Source organism: uncultured Rhodoblastus sp. (genome assembly GCF_903903185.1).
Taxonomy (GTDB): Bacteria; Pseudomonadota; Alphaproteobacteria; order Rhizobiales; family Beijerinckiaceae; genus Rhodoblastus.
Map to the genome: position 1 here is coordinate 1 of NZ_CAIUXT010000237.1, position 15,814 is coordinate 15,814.

The 15,814-nt window shown below is 62.7% G+C and carries 17 protein-coding genes; 8 read left to right on the forward strand and 9 right to left on the reverse strand.

The window, feature by feature from the left end; translation table 11 throughout:
• The 6 genes from QZY01_RS21820 to QZY01_RS21845 all read left to right on the forward strand — a co-directional run.
• The coding region (locus tag QZY01_RS21820) for an arginine deiminase (protein WP_294541435.1) at positions 1 to 1,097 on the forward strand (1,097 nt) is incomplete at its 5' end.
• A gap of 22 nt (positions 1,098 to 1,119) precedes the next feature.
• The gene (locus tag QZY01_RS21825; protein WP_294541437.1) at positions 1,120 to 2,169 is read left to right on the forward strand and encodes a hypothetical protein; all 1,050 of its coding nucleotides are present in this window, start codon (positions 1,120 to 1,122) and stop codon (positions 2,167 to 2,169) included.
• Complete coding sequence (locus QZY01_RS21830; protein ID WP_294541438.1) at positions 2,169 to 3,644, forward strand: Na+/H+ antiporter NhaC family protein; 1,476 nt, start codon at positions 2,169 to 2,171, stop codon at positions 3,642 to 3,644. Before QZY01_RS21825 ends, QZY01_RS21830 begins: the two co-directional genes overlap by 1 nt.
• Positions 3,645 to 3,755: 111 nt before the next feature.
• Positions 3,756 to 5,252 carry a cardiolipin synthase gene (gene cls, locus QZY01_RS21835; RefSeq protein WP_294541441.1) on the forward strand — a complete coding sequence of 499 codons (1,497 nt, stop codon included), beginning with the start codon at positions 3,756 to 3,758 and terminating at the stop codon, positions 5,250 to 5,252.
• 331 nt (positions 5,253 to 5,583) lie between these two features.
• Positions 5,584 to 6,021 (forward strand): DUF2721 domain-containing protein, encoded by a 438-nt coding sequence (locus QZY01_RS21840; protein ID WP_294541443.1) that lies wholly within the window; start codon positions 5,584 to 5,586, stop codon positions 6,019 to 6,021.
• A gap of 311 nt (positions 6,022 to 6,332) precedes the next feature.
• A complete protein-coding gene (locus tag QZY01_RS21845; RefSeq protein WP_294541444.1) occupies positions 6,333 to 7,082 on the forward strand; it encodes an outer membrane protein in 750 nt (249 codons plus the stop codon).
• 296 nt (positions 7,083 to 7,378) lie between these two features.
• On the opposite strand, the gene QZY01_RS21850 is transcribed toward QZY01_RS21845, so the two are convergent.
• The 5 genes from QZY01_RS21850 to QZY01_RS21870 form a co-directional block, all read right to left on the reverse strand.
• Entirely contained in the window at positions 7,379 to 8,593 is a 1,215-nt protein-coding gene (locus QZY01_RS21850; protein ID WP_294541446.1) for a patatin-like phospholipase family protein, read from the reverse strand.
• A gap of 416 nt (positions 8,594 to 9,009) precedes the next feature.
• Positions 9,010 to 9,573, reverse strand: coding sequence for a hypothetical protein (locus QZY01_RS21855; RefSeq protein WP_294541448.1), 564 nt, complete (start codon positions 9,571 to 9,573; stop codon positions 9,010 to 9,012).
• 26 nt (positions 9,574 to 9,599) lie between these two features.
• On the reverse strand, positions 9,600 to 10,400 hold the full coding sequence (locus QZY01_RS21860) for a DUF2092 domain-containing protein (protein WP_294541452.1): 801 nt from the start codon (positions 10,398 to 10,400) through the stop codon (positions 9,600 to 9,602).
• A gap of 307 nt (positions 10,401 to 10,707) precedes the next feature.
• Positions 10,708 to 11,001, reverse strand: a complete 294-nt coding sequence (locus QZY01_RS21865) for an HdeA/HdeB family chaperone (RefSeq protein WP_294541455.1) — start codon at positions 10,999 to 11,001, stop codon at positions 10,708 to 10,710.
• Between the two features lie 26 nt (positions 11,002 to 11,027).
• Complete coding sequence (locus QZY01_RS21870) at positions 11,028 to 11,327, reverse strand: HdeA/HdeB family chaperone (RefSeq protein WP_294541457.1); 300 nt, start codon at positions 11,325 to 11,327, stop codon at positions 11,028 to 11,030.
• A gap of 337 nt (positions 11,328 to 11,664) precedes the next feature.
• Here QZY01_RS21870 and QZY01_RS21875 point away from each other — a divergent pair, with 337 nt between their 5' ends.
• Complete coding sequence (locus QZY01_RS21875; protein ID WP_294541460.1) at positions 11,665 to 12,483, forward strand: hypothetical protein; 819 nt, start codon at positions 11,665 to 11,667, stop codon at positions 12,481 to 12,483.
• A 21-nt stretch (positions 12,484 to 12,504) separates the two neighbouring features.
• Here the strand turns inward: QZY01_RS21875 and QZY01_RS21880 are convergent, their stop codons facing one another.
• The 4 genes from QZY01_RS21880 to QZY01_RS21895 form a co-directional block, all read right to left on the reverse strand.
• On the reverse strand, positions 12,505 to 12,762 hold the full coding sequence (locus tag QZY01_RS21880; RefSeq protein ID WP_294541463.1) for a hypothetical protein: 258 nt from the start codon (positions 12,760 to 12,762) through the stop codon (positions 12,505 to 12,507).
• Positions 12,763 to 12,865: 103 nt separating this feature from the next.
• A complete protein-coding gene (locus QZY01_RS21885) occupies positions 12,866 to 13,294 on the reverse strand; it encodes a BLUF domain-containing protein (RefSeq protein WP_294541465.1) in 429 nt (142 codons plus the stop codon).
• Between the two features lie 9 nt (positions 13,295 to 13,303).
• Positions 13,304 to 14,014, reverse strand: coding sequence for a GTP cyclohydrolase I (gene folE, locus QZY01_RS21890; protein WP_294541500.1), 711 nt, complete (start codon positions 14,012 to 14,014; stop codon positions 13,304 to 13,306).
• Positions 14,015 to 14,188: 174 nt separating this feature from the next.
• Positions 14,189 to 14,863, reverse strand: a complete 675-nt coding sequence (locus QZY01_RS21895) for a DsbA family protein (protein ID WP_294541466.1) — start codon at positions 14,861 to 14,863, stop codon at positions 14,189 to 14,191.
• Positions 14,864 to 15,152: 289 nt separating this feature from the next.
• Between QZY01_RS21895 and QZY01_RS21900 the strand changes: the two genes are divergently transcribed.
• Positions 15,153 to 15,812, forward strand: a complete 660-nt coding sequence (locus QZY01_RS21900; protein ID WP_294541469.1) for a 3-oxoacid CoA-transferase subunit A — start codon at positions 15,153 to 15,155, stop codon at positions 15,810 to 15,812.
• Positions 15,813 to 15,814: the final 2 nt, after the last annotated feature.

The following is a 15,814-nucleotide window of genomic DNA, read 5'->3' on the forward strand; positions in this document are numbered from 1 at the left end:
CCAAGCGCGACCATTTCGATTTCATCACCAAGATGCGCGACCGCGGCGTCGATGTCGTGGAGTTGCACAACCTGCTGGCCGAGACCGTCGCCATCCCCGAGGCCAAGGCCTGGATTCTCGACAATCAGGTCGTGCCCAACCAGGTCGGGCTCGGCCTCATCGACGAGGTGCGCAGCTATCTCGAAGGCCTCTCCAACCGCGAACTTGCCGAGACGCTGATCGGCGGCCTGTCCACCCATGAGTTTCCCGACGCGATTGGCGGCAAGACGCTCGAACTCGTGCGCGACGCCGCCGGCGTCAACGAATATCTGCTGCCGCCGCTGCCCAATACGATCTACACCCGCGACACCACCTGCTGGATCTATGGCGGCGTGACGCTGAATTCGCTCTATTGGCCGGCGCGCCATGAGGAGCCGATCCTCACCACGGCGATCTACAAGTTCCATCCCGATTTCGCCGGCAAGGTCAACGTGTGGTGGGGCGATCCGACCGCCGATCACGGTCTGGCGACCATTGAGGGCGGCGACGTCATGCCGATCGGCAAGGGCAATGTGCTGATTGGAATGAGCGAGCGCACCTCGCGCCAGGCGATCAGCCAGGTGGCGGCGGCGCTGTTCGAAAAGGGCGCCGCCGAGCGCGTCATCGTCGGCGCCATGCCGAAACTGCGCGCCGCGATGCATATCGACACCGTCTTCACCTTCGCCGACCGCGACTGCGTGCTGCTCTATCCCGATATCGTCTATGGCATCCGCCCCTATTCCTATCGGCCCGACGGCAAGGGCGGGGTCGAACTGCGCAAGGACGAGGGAACCTTCATCGAGACGATTCGCGACGCGCTGGGCCTGAAAAAACTCCGCGTGGTGGAGACCGGCGGCAACGCCTACATGCGCGAACGCACGCAATGGGACTCGGGCGCCAATCTGGTCGCCGCCTCGCCCGGCGTGGTCTATGCTTATGACCGCAACACCTACACCAATACGCTGTTGCGCAAGGAAGGCATCGAAGTCATCACCATCACCGGCGCCGAGCTTGGCCGCGGGCGCGGCGGGGGCCATTGCATGACCTGTCCGATCATTCGCGATCCTGTCGATTACTAAAAATCGAGGCGAGGAGGCACAGATGCGTCACTTTCTTTCGGCAAGGCCAGAACAGAATCGGCTTCTGTCTGGCCTGCTCGCGGCGTTGGTGGCGATGTTTTTCGGCTTTTCCGTTCCTGCCCTCGCGCAGGCGCAGAGGTCGGACTCCGGCGCCGACGCCCAGGACGCCCGCAACGACGCGCTGACGGCGACGCCGAACCTCGCCACGCCGACCCCGCAGGACAATCTCTTCGCCACCGCGCCGGCGCTTGAAGCGCAGGTTCCCGCGCCCCGCTTCGGCGCCAATCTGCTGCTGCCATTCGGCTGGGATTCCAATCCCGCCGAACTCGGGCGGGGCGGCCCGACCTCCTGGGGGACGAGCCCGAACGGCAGTTTGTCGCTGACCGCGCCGCTCGGTTCGAACCTGCGCTTCACCGCGAGCGGGTTCGGCGAGGCCAACCTGAATTTTTCGGCCTCGCAGGCGAACCGCGACCGGCTCGGGGGCTCGGCCCGCCTCCAATATGTGGACCTGAACAACGACCAGGCTTTCTCGCCCTACGCCGCCTTTTCGCCGCGCTGGCAATTTGGCGGGCCGGATTCCTTCTACCAGGAGCAGCGGCAGGATTTTAATCTCGGGTTGAACAAGCGCTTCAATTTCGACGGCGGCCTCCAGCCGATCCGGCCCGCCGGGGACACGGGCGCGGCGACGGTCTGGTCCCTTGGCCTCAATGTCTTCGGACAGATCCGCCAGCGCGAGCCCTTCCGGTCCTCCGACGCGGTCTTCGTGATCTCCTCGCTTTCCTACGTCATCTCGCAGGATTGGAACGCCAGCCTGGCGGTGGAGTTCCTGGGACGCTGGTACGAGCGCAACAGCTTTGGCGCGGCCGAACACGACTATGAAGCCCTGCCGATCGCCACGCTCGAATATGTCATCCCGGCGGCGGTATTTGGCGGCGAAGCCAACGCCAAGCTGGTCGGACGGCCAGCGCTCGACCTGCAGGGCTCGCATCTTTATGTCTGGTCCACCGCGCCCGGCGTGAGCTATGGCCAATGGGACCTGCGCGCCGCGTTCAGAATGGGCTGGCGGTTCTGATGGCCCCATCCGGGGGCCAGCCAAATCCCGAATCGGGTCAGGAAGCCGAGGTCATACGCCCGCCCTCGGGCCTCGACGCCGCAATCGTCTTCGGCGTGCTGATCGCGCTGCTCGCGGCTTCTTACCTTTTGTTTGGCAAGGACTCGGCGCTTGGCCCCAACCAGATCGCGCTGATCTTTTCGAGCGTCGTCGCCGGCGTGATCGCGCACAAGAACGGCATGCGCTGGGAAGGCGTCAGCCAGGCGGTCGTCGATGGCGTGGCGACCGGCCTGTCGGCCATTTTCATCCTGCTCGCGGTCGGCGCGCTGATCGGCACATGGGCGCTCGGCGGCACCATGGCCGCGATGATTTACTACGGGCTGGAATTTCTCTCCCCAAATTACTTTTATATTTCGACCATGGCGATCTGCGCGCTGGTCGCGGTCGCGGTCGGCAGTTCATGGACGGTCATCGGCACCATCGGAGTCGGGTTGATGGGCGTCGCCGCCAATCTTGGCATGTCGCCGGCCATCGCGGCGGGCGCGGTGGTCTCCGGGGCCTTTTTCGGCGACCGGACCTCGCCCTTGTCGGATACGCTGAATCTGGCGACCGCCGTCACCGGCGCCGAACTGTTCCATCTGATCCGCGAATCGATGTGGACCTCCTTCCCCTCCTTCGTGCTCGCCGGGGTTCTGTTCGCCTGGCTCGGTCATCCGGCCTCGGGCGACGAAACGGGCCACGCGATGAAAAATCTGGCGGTGCATTTCAATATTTCGCTCTGGGCCTTTCTGCCGCTGGTTGCGGTTTTCGCCCTGGCGATTTTGCGCTTTCCGCCCTTCGTCACCATTTTCGCCGGCGCGCTGCTCGGCGGCGTCGTCGCGGCGGCGCTCAACCCGCAAGTGGCGATGGCCTTCGTCACGGACAGCGATCTCCCCGACCCGATCCGCATTTTCAAAGGCGTCTGGCTGGCGCTTTCCACCGGCTACGTCTCCCGGACCGGCGAACCCGCCATCGACGCCCTGCTGTCGCGCGGCGGCATGGCGCAGATGCTCAACACCGTCTGGCTCATCATGTCGGCGCTGGCTTTCGGCGCCATTGTCGAACATGCGGGACTGGTCCAGCGCATCGTCGCCCCGATCGCGACGCGCGCAAGATCCATCGGCGCCCTCCTCACCTCGGTCGCCGGGGTCTGCATCGGAACCAATGTCGCCACCGCCGACCAATATATGGCGGTAGCCCTGCCCGGGCGCATGTTCGGCCCGGAATTCCAGCGGCGCGGTTATGCGCCCGTCGTGCTGGCGCGCGCGCTCGGCGACGCCGGCGTCGTCACCTCGGCCCTCGTCCCGTGGAACAGTTGCGGCGCCTATATCGCGGCGACGCTGGCGATCCCGACCTTCAGCTTCGCGGGCTATGCGTTTTTCTGCCTGTTCGCACCGCTGATGACGGTGGCCATCGGATGGTTCGGCGTCCGCATGATCAAGACCGCCCCGGCGTAGCCGGCGGGCTGAAGCCTGACGGCTGACGGGGGCCGAGTAAAAAAGGGCGCGTCCTTCGCGCGCGGCCCGTCGCGGGGTGGAAGTCGCCCCGGCGACGTGCGAATATTCGCCATGCCAAGCTTCGTCCCCTATTCGCTGGTCAGCTTCGCCTTGCTGCTCGCGGAACTCGCCACCATCGCCCGCATCCTGTTGCGGCCGCATCGCGATCCGGCCTCGCGAATCGCCTGGCTCCTCGTCGTCACCTTTTTGCCCCTCGCCGGCATTCTTGCCTATCTGCTGTTTGGCGAGGTCAATATCGGCCGGCGCCGGGTGGAGCGGATGCGAACGGTGCTGGCCGGCCTGCGCAAGGATTTTTCCGCCGAGGACCTTTCGGCCGAAACCTTTCCCGCCGAAGGCGCAGCCACCGAAGCATCGACCGCCAGCGCCCAGGCAGTCGTGCTGGAGCGCCATGAAAATCTGTTTCGCCTCGGCCATTCGATCAGCGGATTTCATCCGGTCGGCGGCAACACGGCGCAGCTGCTGCCCGATTCCAACGCCACCATCGATGCTCTGGTGGACGACATCGACGCCGCGAAACAGCATGTGCATCTCTTGTTCTATATCTGGCTGCCCGACAATAACGGGCGCAAGGTCATCGAAGCCCTCAAGCGCGCGGCGGCGCGCGGGGTCGCCTGCCGGGCGATGGCCGACGATCTCGGCTCGCGCACGCTGATCCGCTCCGACCATTGGGAATCGATGCGACAGGCCGGCGTGCAGGTCGCCAACGGCCTGCCGATCGGCTACCCGCTGCTGCGGCTGTTCATCGGCCGCATCGATCTGCGCAACCATCGCAAGATCGTCGTCATCGACGACCATATCACCTATTGCGGCAGCCAGAATTGCGCCGATCCGGAATTTCTGGTGAAGGCGAAATTTGCGCCCTGGGTCGACGCCATGATGCGCTTCGAGGGACCGATCGCCCGCCAGAACCAGGTGCTGTTCGCCGGCGACTGGATGTCCCGCGTCGATGAGGATCTGGCCGCGCTGCTCGAAGCGCCGCTTCGCGCCCCCGAACCGGGCGGTTTCACCGCGCAGGCAATTGGCGCCGGCCCGACCGTGCGCTTTTCCGCCATGCCGGAAATGTTCGAATCGATGCTCTATGCGGCGCGACGCGAGGCGATTGTTTCGACCCCCTATTTCGTGCCCAACGAATCGCTGCAAAGCGCACTATGCGCCACGGCCTACCGGGGTGTGGACACAACTCTGCTTTTTCCCGCCCGCAACGATTCGTGGACGGTCGCGGCCGCCAGCCGCAGCTATTACGCCGAACTGCTCGCCGCCGGGGTGAAAATTCACGAATATGTCGGCGGGTTGCTCCACGCCAAATCGATGACGATCGACGGAGAAATCACCCTGATCGGCTCGGCGAACATGGACCGCCGCAGCTTCGACCTCAATTACGAGAATAATATTCTGCTTCACGATCCCGCCCTGACGGCGCAGATGCGCGCGCGCCAGCAGGAATATATTGCGCGATCGAGGCCGGCAACGCGCGAGGAAGTCGCGGCCTGGCCGGTCTCGCGGCGGCTGTGGCACAACAGCGTCGCCACCCTCGGGCCCTTGCTGTGACGCCGTTCGGCTTGGCTCCGGATCGGCTTTTATTCTTAATTCACTGCATTAGATTAATATTCTATCTTTATGTTTTTATTATATTTTATATCGCCTCTTTCCGCGAAGCTTGTGGCCTCCCTTTTTCCGCGCCACCCTTTGTCGCGCTCTGGCCTTTTCCGGATATGGCCCGGTTTCTTCCGGACCGGCATCGCCGGGACAGGGCCTTCAGGCGTCGCTTGCGGCGAATCCGCCATTCCATTTGATTTAGGCGCGGCGGGATTTTACGACCAATCATCGCCGCCGCGCCGGCGAATCGCGCCGCAAAGACCCCTTCCGACAAGGCTTCAAGATGCAATTGCCCCTCGAATCCAGCACCCAGCAGATTTCCCTGGTCATCTCGCAGGTGACGGCGCCGGCCTTTCTCCTGAGCGCGGTCGCTTCGCTGCTGTCGGTGTTGAGCGCGCGCATGAGCCGGGTCGTCGATCGCTCGCGGGCGATCAGCGGTCTGGCCGCGACCGATCCCCGCCGTCCCGGCCTCGAAGGGGAGCTGCCGGAACTGCGACGACGCGCCAATTTCATCCACCGGGCGATTTACTGGTCGGTCGGCAGCGGCATTTGTGCCTGTTTTCTAGTCATTTCCGCATTCGCCAGCGCCCTGCTCGACATTTCACATGAGCATGGCGCGGCCTTGCTTTTCATCTTTTCGATGGGCCTTTTCACGGCGTCGCTGGTCTATCTGGCGCGCGAAGTGCGGTGCTCGGCCTCCGACATCGACCGGCTGGAATAGTTAGATTAATATTAACTACGAATAGATAGACTTATTTTACACCATCCCGTTAGACATGATTAGCCGCGTCGAAATCGCGGCCGGTTTGAGCAGGAGCATTGCTCCGGCGACGGGTCGGCCGGGAACTGACGCAGCCTTCACTGGGTTCTCCCGCCTGTCGCCAAAATGCAACGCCTGCCGCCAAATGGGGCGCCACCCGGCAAAAGGAATGGGCTTGGTCCCTCATATCGTGTAGATCAACCTCAGCGTCCGCGCTCGTATCGGCGCTCATGAGAACGAACTAACGTTCGGTAAAAATTCGGAGATATTAAATGCGCAATTTCCTGCTTTCCACCGTCGCCCTGGCGGCTCTGGCCGGCCAGGCCTTCGCGGCGGATCTTCCGTCCCGCAAGGAAGCCCCGGTCTATATCGCCCCGGCGCCCATCTACTCCTGGACCGGCTTCTACGCCGGTGTCGACATCGGCGGCTCCTGGGGCAACGCCAACCTCTGGGTTCCCGGCACGATCTACACCTTCAGCCACAACGCCACCAATAATGGCGTGATCGGCGGCGGTTTCATCGGCTATAACTATCAGGTCAACAACTTCGTGTTCGGCCTGCAGGGCGAATTCGACGGCACCGGCACCGGCAACTCCCGCTACACCGCTCCGGCGCTCGGCCTCTTCAATTACGTCTATCAGTCCAGCTTCAACCAGAACTGGATCGCCTCGATCGACGGCCGTCTCGGCTACGCCATCGACCGCACCCTGATCTACGCCCTCGGCGGCGTGGCCTGGAGCGACAATTCGGCGCACCTCAACAACCTGTCCACCGGCGCCGGCTGGAGCACGAACAACACCCGCACCGGCTACGATGTCGGCGGCGGCGTGGAATACGCCTTCACCAACAACTGGACCGGCCGTATCGAATATCGCTACTACAACTTCGGCACGGACAACACCACCGGCATCGACAATTATCTCGGCAACACCTTCTATCGCACGACCCTGACGAACAATGTCGTTCGCGTCGGTCTGGCTTACAAGTTTGGCGCTCCGGAACCCGTCGTCGCCAAGTACTGAGCCAAAAAGCAAGGATAAATTCGCCTCATGGCGTTTTGAGAAAGCCCGGCCTTCTGGCCGGGCTTTTTTTTTATTGTCGGCAATTCCGCGGAGCCTTTATGGACCGCTCAAGCGTCGCCCGGCATTCTCGGGCCAGACCGCGCTTGTCGGCGCCTGTTCGACAGGCCGGGAGTCATGCGCAACTGGGTTTCGGGGTGCGACCCCTCATGGGGGCGAGCGGGGCGCGACGCGCTGCGACCTGGGTCTTGTCTCTGTTGGGACCGCGCGGCGGCGCCGACGTTCCGACCTTCAGGCGGTCAGTTTTCGCCGGGCCTGAAACCGGGCGGCGCCGCGAACCAGGGATAGCCTCTGGCGGCCCGGTCATGGGCGTAGCGATAGAGCGCCCGCATATAGGTCTGGTCGAAATCTTCCTTGTGCGGGGCGCTGAAATCCTCGCCGATATAGGCCAGATGGAAGGGCGCGTTGACGCGCAGGGTTTCCAGATACATCCGGTAAAGGTCGCCGACGCCGCTGTAATTGATCATGGTCGTCACGCCCTTGCCGGCGACCGACAAAGTCCGGCGTTCGACATCGCTCCATTCGGTGGTCAGGCGCGAATTGCGGACGATATAGGCGGACATTTTTCGGCGGTGACCGGTCTCGGCCTGGGCGATTCGGGGATCGACCGAAGGCGGAATCAGAAAAGCCTGGCTCGACGCGCCGCCATCGACGTGCATTTCCTGAAAAGTGGCGCCCCCGGCTTCGACATCGAACATCACCGGCGGAAAGGCTGCGGGGATGGCGGCCGAGGCCAGCATGATGTGACGGATCAGGTCGAGCGCTTTCGGCGTGCCGACCTCGGCGATGGCTCCGATGTTCCACATCACCGGACGCCCGACGTCGAGGTCGGTCGTCTGCATCAGCAGGACGCGGCCCTTGCGATATTCCTCGGCGATTTGCGCCATCATGGCGGCGTCGACATATCTGGAAATGGTGCCGAACAGCGGCGCCGTGTCGGCCAGCGCGTCATCGGTAAGAGCCGCCGTGGGAAACCGTTTGATGAAAATATCCGCCTGATGGATGTTGGTAAAGACGTCGGTCAGTTGAGCGTCATAGTCGGAGCCGAGGAACGCGAAGGGCGCGATCAGCGCGCCGGTGCTGACGCCGGTGACCAGCTTGAATTTCGGGCGGTCGCCATGCGCCGTCCATCCCGTCAGCAGACCGGCGCCGAAGGCGCCATCGTCGCCGCCGCCCGACAGCGACAACAGATAGGCTGTCGGCATTTCCGCTCCTCGCGGAACGCCGAGCGCCCTTGCCTCGCGAATCAACTGGCGCCTTTGCTCGGCGATCATGTCCGCGGGCTGATCGCGGAAAAAACGGGCGTTGGGGATGCCGAGAACGCTCGTCGAGAGCCGCAGTTGCGGAGGCACCGCATTCTTGCGGTCCAGCGGCGCGCAGGCGGCCAGCGACAAGGCGGCCAAAACGATAAGACTTGAAACAACACGCTGTGACGAACGAAAAACCACTTTCATGCTGTCTGGCCCTGCAAACACGCCGGTTCCGGGCTGCGCGGCAAAGCAGCCTCGCAGCATCCGCGCCCCCCGTCGAAAGACGACAAGGGCGAATCTTTAGGTTTGAGGGGACGGGCGGTCAACAGAGGTCGGGCTGGCGCCTTTTCCGATCCGATGGAACGGAAAAGGGGTTCTAGTTCTTGTTTTTAGGCGTTTTCTTCACGCGAACCGGAACCGCTTCACTTGAAAACGCTCTGGGGCATGCGCGGACGCCGCACTTTTTGCGGCCTTGCGACAAATTTGTCATCCGTCGCGCGGTTTCCGTCCCCAGGATCGAACGGTGGCGGAAAGGCGCATAGCACCCGAACCTTTGGCGGTTCGGGCGCAATCTTTACGAGGCGGCGTTAGGCCCAATCGGGCCACCCGTTCCGACAAGCTCACATCGGCGGAACCACCACATAATGCACGCCGCCATAGCCATATTGCGGCTGCAGCCACTGGCCGCCGCAGTTGTAATAGCTGGCGCCGCCGACGACACGATAGACACAGGCGGGAGGCAACGTGGCGAGGCTCGCGCCAATCGCCAAAGCCGCAACCCCACCGACGACCGCCGCCCCGCAGGCATAGCAGCCGCCGCCATAATAGCTGTTGACCACCGCCGGCCCGTGATAGCCGTAGCCGCCGCCCCAGGCGCCGCCGGCGTGATAGCCGTCGCCATGCCAGGTGCCGCCATAGCCGCCGACACCGCCGGCGTGCCAGCCGCCTTCCGGACCATGGTAGACTCCTGCCGCGCCGCCGTCCGGTCCGCGGACGACCGCCCCTTCGCCGCCCGCCGGGCCATGAAAACTGTCAGCGTGGAAGCCGCCGCCGTCAAATCCGCCAGCGTGGAAGTCGCCGCCGCCGTGGAAACCGCCGAAGCCGCCGCCGCGCCAGGCGAAGGCGGGATTAATGGCAAGAGCCGAAGCCGCGAGGACAACAGCCAGAAATTGACGCTTGATCATGGTCTTTTTCCTTGAACGGTTGCGGGTCACGGTTTCGCGGGCGCCTTAACGCCGGCGGGTTTGGCGAACTTGATCTTTCCGGCCTTGGCCGCGGCCTCGGAGCGGAAGGAATCGGCGGCCAATGGCGCGCCGAGTTTCCAGTTCGAGAACTCGATCACGCTGCGCGGCTTGTCCAGGGTTCCGGTGGGATTGAGCCAGACCAAGCGCGGCAGCCGGTCGGCGGAGCCGATCCAGATCTGCGCCTGAATATTCTTGGTGGCGATGGCGACGATGTCGGTCTCGACGCCGCCGACGACCTGGGACCTGCCGATCACGAAAGCCGAAGTCAGGCCTTCGGCGATCGCGGCATAGGGGTCGGCGACGATGAAATCGACGAAGGGGAAATAGAGGCCGGCCTTGTCGTAGGCGGCTTCGAGCATGTCGTCGAGCTTCGGCGGCGCGGTATCGACAGCGACGAGATTGGCTTCCGGCAGGAAGAGCAGGATCTCCTTGCCGTCATAGTAAAACTCCGAAACAGGCCCGTCGCCAAGCGTGACGATCTTGAGCTTGTCGGGACGCTGCAACGTTACTTCGGACGCGATGTAATAGACCAGCGGCTGGCCGTTGGCGGCGGGTTCGTCGAAGGCGCGGCGGACGTGGAACGAGATCGAACTCGCCTTGGCCAGGGTTTCGCTCATGTCCTTCAGCAGGGCCAAGGCCCTGGGTTCTATCGCCACGGGGGCGGTCTTGACGGCTGGAGCGGCCGCCGGTTCCTCGGCGCGAGCGGGCGGAATGGCGCAAAGGCTGGCAAGCGCGAGCGCCGACAGCCATAAGGATCGAGATTTCATTGTCTACCCCTGTTTGCCGTTGTTGTACTTGCGGCGGCGAGCATCGTGAAAGTCCGAGCGCGAGAAGACGCCTTGCAGCTTGCCACAAGGCGCTGCCGCTGTGCAGGAAAATGGACGAAAAAGCAAGACGTTAGCATTGCACGGCGAAATTAAAAATTGAACCACGCCCGAACGGCAAAAAGGCGAAAAGATGGCCTTGTCGCACATCCTTGTCCGCGCGACGGCGCCTCGTTCCAGCTTGAAAAAGCATCCACGAATCGGCGCGACGGCGGGCGCCGCGCCTTTTTCGGCGCGACGCTGTTTCAGGTCAGTGGGCGACCTTGAGGAACGAACTCAGGAATGAGTCCTTCTTGTTCTTCTTGCAATATTTGACGATGACGGCGGTGTTGCGTTTGGCGTAGCGCAATTCGAACAGATTCAGGTTCTTGGTGGCGCTGAAATAGCCGCCTACCCAGGACGCGATCAAAGCCTGCCGTTCAGGAGGGGCGTCGAGGAATTGCTGGCAGGTGATCTGGTCCATGTTGACCACGACCTGCGCCAGCGCCGGCTTGACGGAAATCGCCGCGAGAGCGGCTGCGGCAATGAGAAGTTTGCGGTTCATCTTATTCCTCCGAATCCGAAATCAAATCAGTTGGCGCCGCCTGTGGCGGCCTGAAGGGCGCCCATTACCGAAGACTTCTGGTTGTTCCCGCACCATTTCTTCACATTGGCGACATTGGTCGCGAAGCGGTCGAGATCGACCGTGGTGGAACCATGCTTCTGGTTGAACCAGCCGCTCATCCAGGCGGAAAACACCTTATCGAGTTCCGGCGACATGGCCAGATAATCGCCGCAGGTGACCGTGCCCATGTCGATGGCGACCTGGGCGCGGCCCAACGACGGCGCCAATGTCGCCGCCAAAGCCAGAATGAGTGCGGTTTTCTTCATCGGTAAGCTCCCTGGTTGAAAATTCTGTCTGACGCCCGCTTTCGAGAAATTTTTAGCGGACTTGGGCCGTAATGAAAAGGCGACCTTGCCGCTTTTAACCCATTCTTCCACATGCCATTTTTCGTAAGCCGACCCGCGCTATCCGCCTGTTTTGTCGCAATTTTGCAACTGAAGCCGGAAAGATCGACGCGAACCTCCTCCACAGGTTTTCTTTGTCCGTCATTTTTGGCACGGTTCATCGGAAGTGAGACCTATCGACGCCTTGCATTCGCGTTCCACGCGGATGTCGAGGCGCGGTTACGAAAAGGTCGCGGGCCATCGTTTTCCGGGGACAGAAATGAACAAAACCTTTCGGGCGTCTCTATTCGCCGTCGGTATGATTTTCTCGGGCCCGGTTCTTGCCGCCGATCCGCCATCGCTCAAGGAGGCCCCGCTGCCGGCGCCCGCGCCCGGCGGCTGGCGTTTCGAGGCGACGCTCAATGGCTGGTCGCCGAGCCTGCAGGTCAATTCCGGCTTCGCCGGCCTGCCGAGCGCCTCCAGCAGCATTGGCTTTTTCACGCTTCTGCGGCACCTCTATGGCAATGTCCCGGTCAGTTTCACCGCCCGCAACGAAAATTTCATCGCCGGGCTGGACCTTTACTGGGTCCGGCTCGGGGCGAACGCGCATTTCAATGTGCTGCCGGGGACCCCTTTCGGCGGCGTCAGCGCCGGCCTGACGCTCGGCGAGACGATTTTGACCGGTTTCGGCGGCATCCGGATTCCGTTCGGCGCGCCCGATTTCAGCCTCTATGCGATCGCCGGCGTCCGCTATGTCAACGTGAATGAATCGCTCGGACTGGGCGCGCCCGTCACCGGCTTCGCCCGGAACTTTTCCGTGACCAAGAACTGGGCGAGCCCGATCGCCGGCCTCGCCTTGCGCAATAAATTCGACGAAAAATGGTTCGCCGATGGCGAAGTCGATGTCGGCGGAACCGGCGGCAGCGCGACATGGCAGTTTTTCGGCGCGCTCGGCTATAATTGGACGCCGACCATTGCCTCAACCGTGGGCTTCCGCGCGCTTTATCTCTATAATCAGCAATATAACGACTTCGGCGGCAGTTTCCGGCTGCATCAGACCATGCTCGGGCCCCAGGCGTCGATCACCTACAAATTCTGAGCGCGCGGCCTCGGCAGATCGCTACTGGGCCATATCCGCGTCGGGCCGGCCGTTCAGGGTCATCGCGCCGATGGCGATAAGCAGGATTGGCAGCGCCTGTTTGGCGATGCGCTGGAGATGGGCCCGCGTCGCCGGATGACGGGCAAGGAATCCGGCCAGAACTGTCATGACGACGCCGACGGTCGTGGCGGCGGCAAATGACTCCAGCACCACCGGCGGCCGCATGTCCGTCCGCAGCGGCGTCATCGCCGCAACCGAATCGCTGCTATTGGCGCGCAACGCCAGAGCCAGTTCGCTCGAAAACGCTCCGGCCCGGCGACGCTCAAAGCCTCGATCGGCAACAGCAAGGAAGTCGTATCGAACAAGCCATCGCCCTTTGCGCTCATTCTCCCCGGGGCGAGATCGCCGCCGTAACGACCATCTCGTCGAGCAGGGCCAGGGTCGCCCGGCCGGAACTGTCGAACGGATTGAGTTCGGCCCGCTTGAAATATTTGAGCAGCAGCGAGGGATTGAGCCGGTCGATATTGATCTGCCCCATGGTCCAGGCGCCGAACCGCCGCTCCGATATTTCCTCGAAGATCAGCAGCCGCACCTGTTCGTGGCGTTCGTCGCGCACGATGGCGTTGTAGATCTCGCAGACCTCGTCGCGTCCCCCTTCAAGCACCTGCAGGAACAAATTGTGGGAGATGGCGAGCAGACCGGTCAATCCACGGGCCGGATTATTCTTGCGCGCCTGCTGGAGGATAAGATCCATCGCCGGGGCGTCGCAGGCGGCGGTTGGGCGGCTGGCGTAGAGGCAACGGACGAGCATCTTTTGTCCTCACGATTTCAGATTCAGCAGGGAAAGGAATTCGGAGCGCAAGGTGTGATCCTTGAGGAAGGAGCCGCGCATGACGCTGTTGAGCATCTTGGTCTGGTCGTCCTTGACGCCGCGCCAGTGCATGCAGAAATGATCGGCCTCCATCACCACCGCCAGACCGTCGGGCCGCACCTTGTCCATCAGCACGTTGGCCAGCTGGGTGATCGCCTCCTCCTGGATCTGCGGGCGCGACATCACCCATTCCGCGAGGCGCGAATATTTCGACAGGCCGATCAGATTGGAATGTTCGTTGGGCATCAGCCCGATCCACAGCCGCCCGATGATCGGGCAGAAATGATGGCTACAGGCGCTGCGCACCGTGATCGGCCCGACGATCATCAATTCATTCAGCAATTCGGCGTTCGGAAACTCGGTGACCGGCGGCGCGCCGACATAGCGCCCGCGAAACACTTCGGTCAGGTACATCTTGGCCACCCGGCGCGCGGTTTCCTGGGTGTTGTGATCGGTATCGGTGTCGATCACCAGGCTTTCCAGCACCCCCTTGAACTTGGCTTCGACCTCGTCGAGCAGCGCCTCGAGGTCGCCCGGCTCCAGAAAGGCGGAAATATTGTCATTGGCGTTGAAACGTTTCCGCGCCGCCACGATCCGGCGCCGCACGCGGGCGGAAGCGGTTTCTTGGGAAACGGGTTCTCGGGAAACGGGTGGGTCCATATCGGTCAAGGGCGCTCTCTCTCCAGGCCCCGAAGGGGCGTGGCTTCTCTGTAGCATGTTTCCGGCCAAGGGGGGCGCCCCTGCGGTTCCCTCAGCTTTTTCGCGCGAAACCGGATGGTCCCGGGCCATTCAACGACAAAACGGCGGCGGGAGGGAGTGTTTTCCAACATTGCTCTAGCACCAGCTTGCCTGATCCGGGTTCGGTTCGCGCAACAGTTCCTGGATATTGGCTTCGATAATTCGATAGCCGACATTGCCGAACAGTTTCTGGCGTCCCTCGTTCAGGATCATCGTCGGACTGCCTTTCACGCCGAGGTTCTCCGCTTCCCTGTAGTCCGCGGAAAGCGCGGCATGGGCGCGACCGTCGTCGAGGGCGCCCCGGGCGACCGTGACGTCCAGCCCGATTTCCCGGGCGATGTCCTGTTGCGTTTCACGTCGTGAAATGTCGAGCCCATGGACGAAAAACGCCTCCCGAATGGTCCGGAGCGCGCGAGCGAATGTTCCCGGCGTGCATTGGCCGTCCAATTCCGCGACTTCCAGGGCTTTGAGAAAAAGATGCGGCGACAGCGAAGAAGCCGGCCGGGTCTTGCGCCAAAGGTCCGGATGCAGGGTCAATTCCGGAAATTTATGGCCCGCGTTCTGAACATGCTCGGCAAAGCCATCGTAACCGCCCTTGCTCTGCCAGGCGGTGGCGATCTTGCCCGGAACATCGCCAAAGACCGGGCAGAAGCGATATTGGAACGCGACCCGATCGCCGAACGATCGCCTCACCTCTGCAAGACGGGGCTCGGCGAAAAATGCCCAGACGCAAAGCACATCGGAAAAATGGATGATCTGAACAGGATGCACGTCCAAAAACCTCATGGCTGGATAAAATACGATGGAATCCTCATCGCGCCTCATGCGGTCGACCGCGGGAGCGCCGATGTTGACGCTCGAACCCGGGCGATCGTCCGAGCCCTCGAAGCCGGGCGCGGAGGCCAGAGACCTTATATCGTCTCGCGCTATTTGACCAAAGTCTCGTTCACCGATCTATCAAAATGGGCGCATAAGCTTGCAAGCGTTGCGGTGCGGGCTTGCGACGACGGCGGCGCTAATCCGGCAAAACCCTGGCCGGCCAGAACGAGGCGAGTTGACGATGAAAAAGGGCGTTACCCCGGAGGAGGCGGCGGCGATGATTTCCGACGGCGCCGTGCTGATGATCGGCGGATTCATGGGCGTGGGCAGTCCGCACCGCACCATCGCAGCGCTCGTCGAACGCGGCGTCCGCAATCTCACCATCATCGCCAATGACACGGCGAAGGCCGATTACGGCATCGGCAAGCTGATCCGCGCCGGCGCGGTGGCGCGCCTTGTCGCCTCCCATATCGGTCTCAATCCCGAGACCCAGAGGGCGATGATCGACGGCGTCATCGACGTAGAACTGACGCCGCAGGGCACGCTCGCCGAGCAGATTCGCGCCGGCGGCTATGGCCTGGGCGGCGTTCTCACCAAGACCGCGCTCGGCACGACTGCGGCCGAAGGCAAGAAAATCATCGACATCGACGGCGAGCCATGGCTCTACGCGCCGCCGCTCAAAGCCGATTTCGCCTTGATCGCCTGCGATCGCTGCGACCACAATGGCAATGTTTCCTATCAGCTGACCGCGACCAATTTCAATCCGGTCATGGCCATGGCGGCGCAAACGGTGATCTGCGAGCCGCGCGAAATTGTTCCCGTGGGCGTGATTCCGCCCGATCATGTCAACACCCCCGGCGTTCTGGTCAATTACATCATCCGTAGAGGCGCCCACCAATGACC

Bases quoted from the DNA above. Each gene is read 5' to 3' on its own strand.
- QZY01_RS21865 (WP_294541455.1), bottom strand. From the start codon at position 11,001: ATGAACCGCAAACTTCTCATTGCCGCAGCCGCTCTCGCGGCGATTTCC.
- QZY01_RS21885 (WP_294541465.1), bottom strand. From the start codon at position 13,294: ATGCTCGTCCGTTGCCTCTACGCCAGCCGCCCAACCGCCGCCTGCGAC.
- QZY01_RS21900 (WP_294541469.1), top strand. From the start codon at position 15,153: ATGAAAAAGGGCGTTACCCCGGAGGAGGCGGCGGCGATGATTTCCGAC.
- QZY01_RS21840 (WP_294541443.1), top strand. From the start codon at position 5,584: ATGCAATTGCCCCTCGAATCCAGCACCCAGCAGATTTCCCTGGTCATC.
- QZY01_RS21830 (WP_294541438.1), top strand. From the start codon at position 2,169: ATGGCCCCATCCGGGGGCCAGCCAAATCCCGAATCGGGTCAGGAAGCC.
- cls (WP_294541441.1), top strand. From the start codon at position 3,756: ATGCCAAGCTTCGTCCCCTATTCGCTGGTCAGCTTCGCCTTGCTGCTC.
- folE (WP_294541500.1), bottom strand. From the start codon at position 14,014: ATGGACCCACCCGTTTCCCGAGAACCCGTTTCCCAAGAAACCGCTTCC.
- QZY01_RS21855 (WP_294541448.1), bottom strand. From the start codon at position 9,573: ATGATCAAGCGTCAATTTCTGGCTGTTGTCCTCGCGGCTTCGGCTCTT.
- QZY01_RS21845 (WP_294541444.1), top strand. From the start codon at position 6,333: ATGCGCAATTTCCTGCTTTCCACCGTCGCCCTGGCGGCTCTGGCCGGC.
- QZY01_RS21825 (WP_294541437.1), top strand. From the start codon at position 1,120: ATGCGTCACTTTCTTTCGGCAAGGCCAGAACAGAATCGGCTTCTGTCT.
- QZY01_RS21870 (WP_294541457.1), bottom strand. From the start codon at position 11,327: ATGAAGAAAACCGCACTCATTCTGGCTTTGGCGGCGACATTGGCGCCG.
- QZY01_RS21850 (WP_294541446.1), bottom strand. From the start codon at position 8,593: ATGAAAGTGGTTTTTCGTTCGTCACAGCGTGTTGTTTCAAGTCTTATC.
- QZY01_RS21860 (WP_294541452.1), bottom strand. From the start codon at position 10,400: ATGAAATCTCGATCCTTATGGCTGTCGGCGCTCGCGCTTGCCAGCCTT.
- QZY01_RS21875 (WP_294541460.1), top strand. From the start codon at position 11,665: ATGAACAAAACCTTTCGGGCGTCTCTATTCGCCGTCGGTATGATTTTC.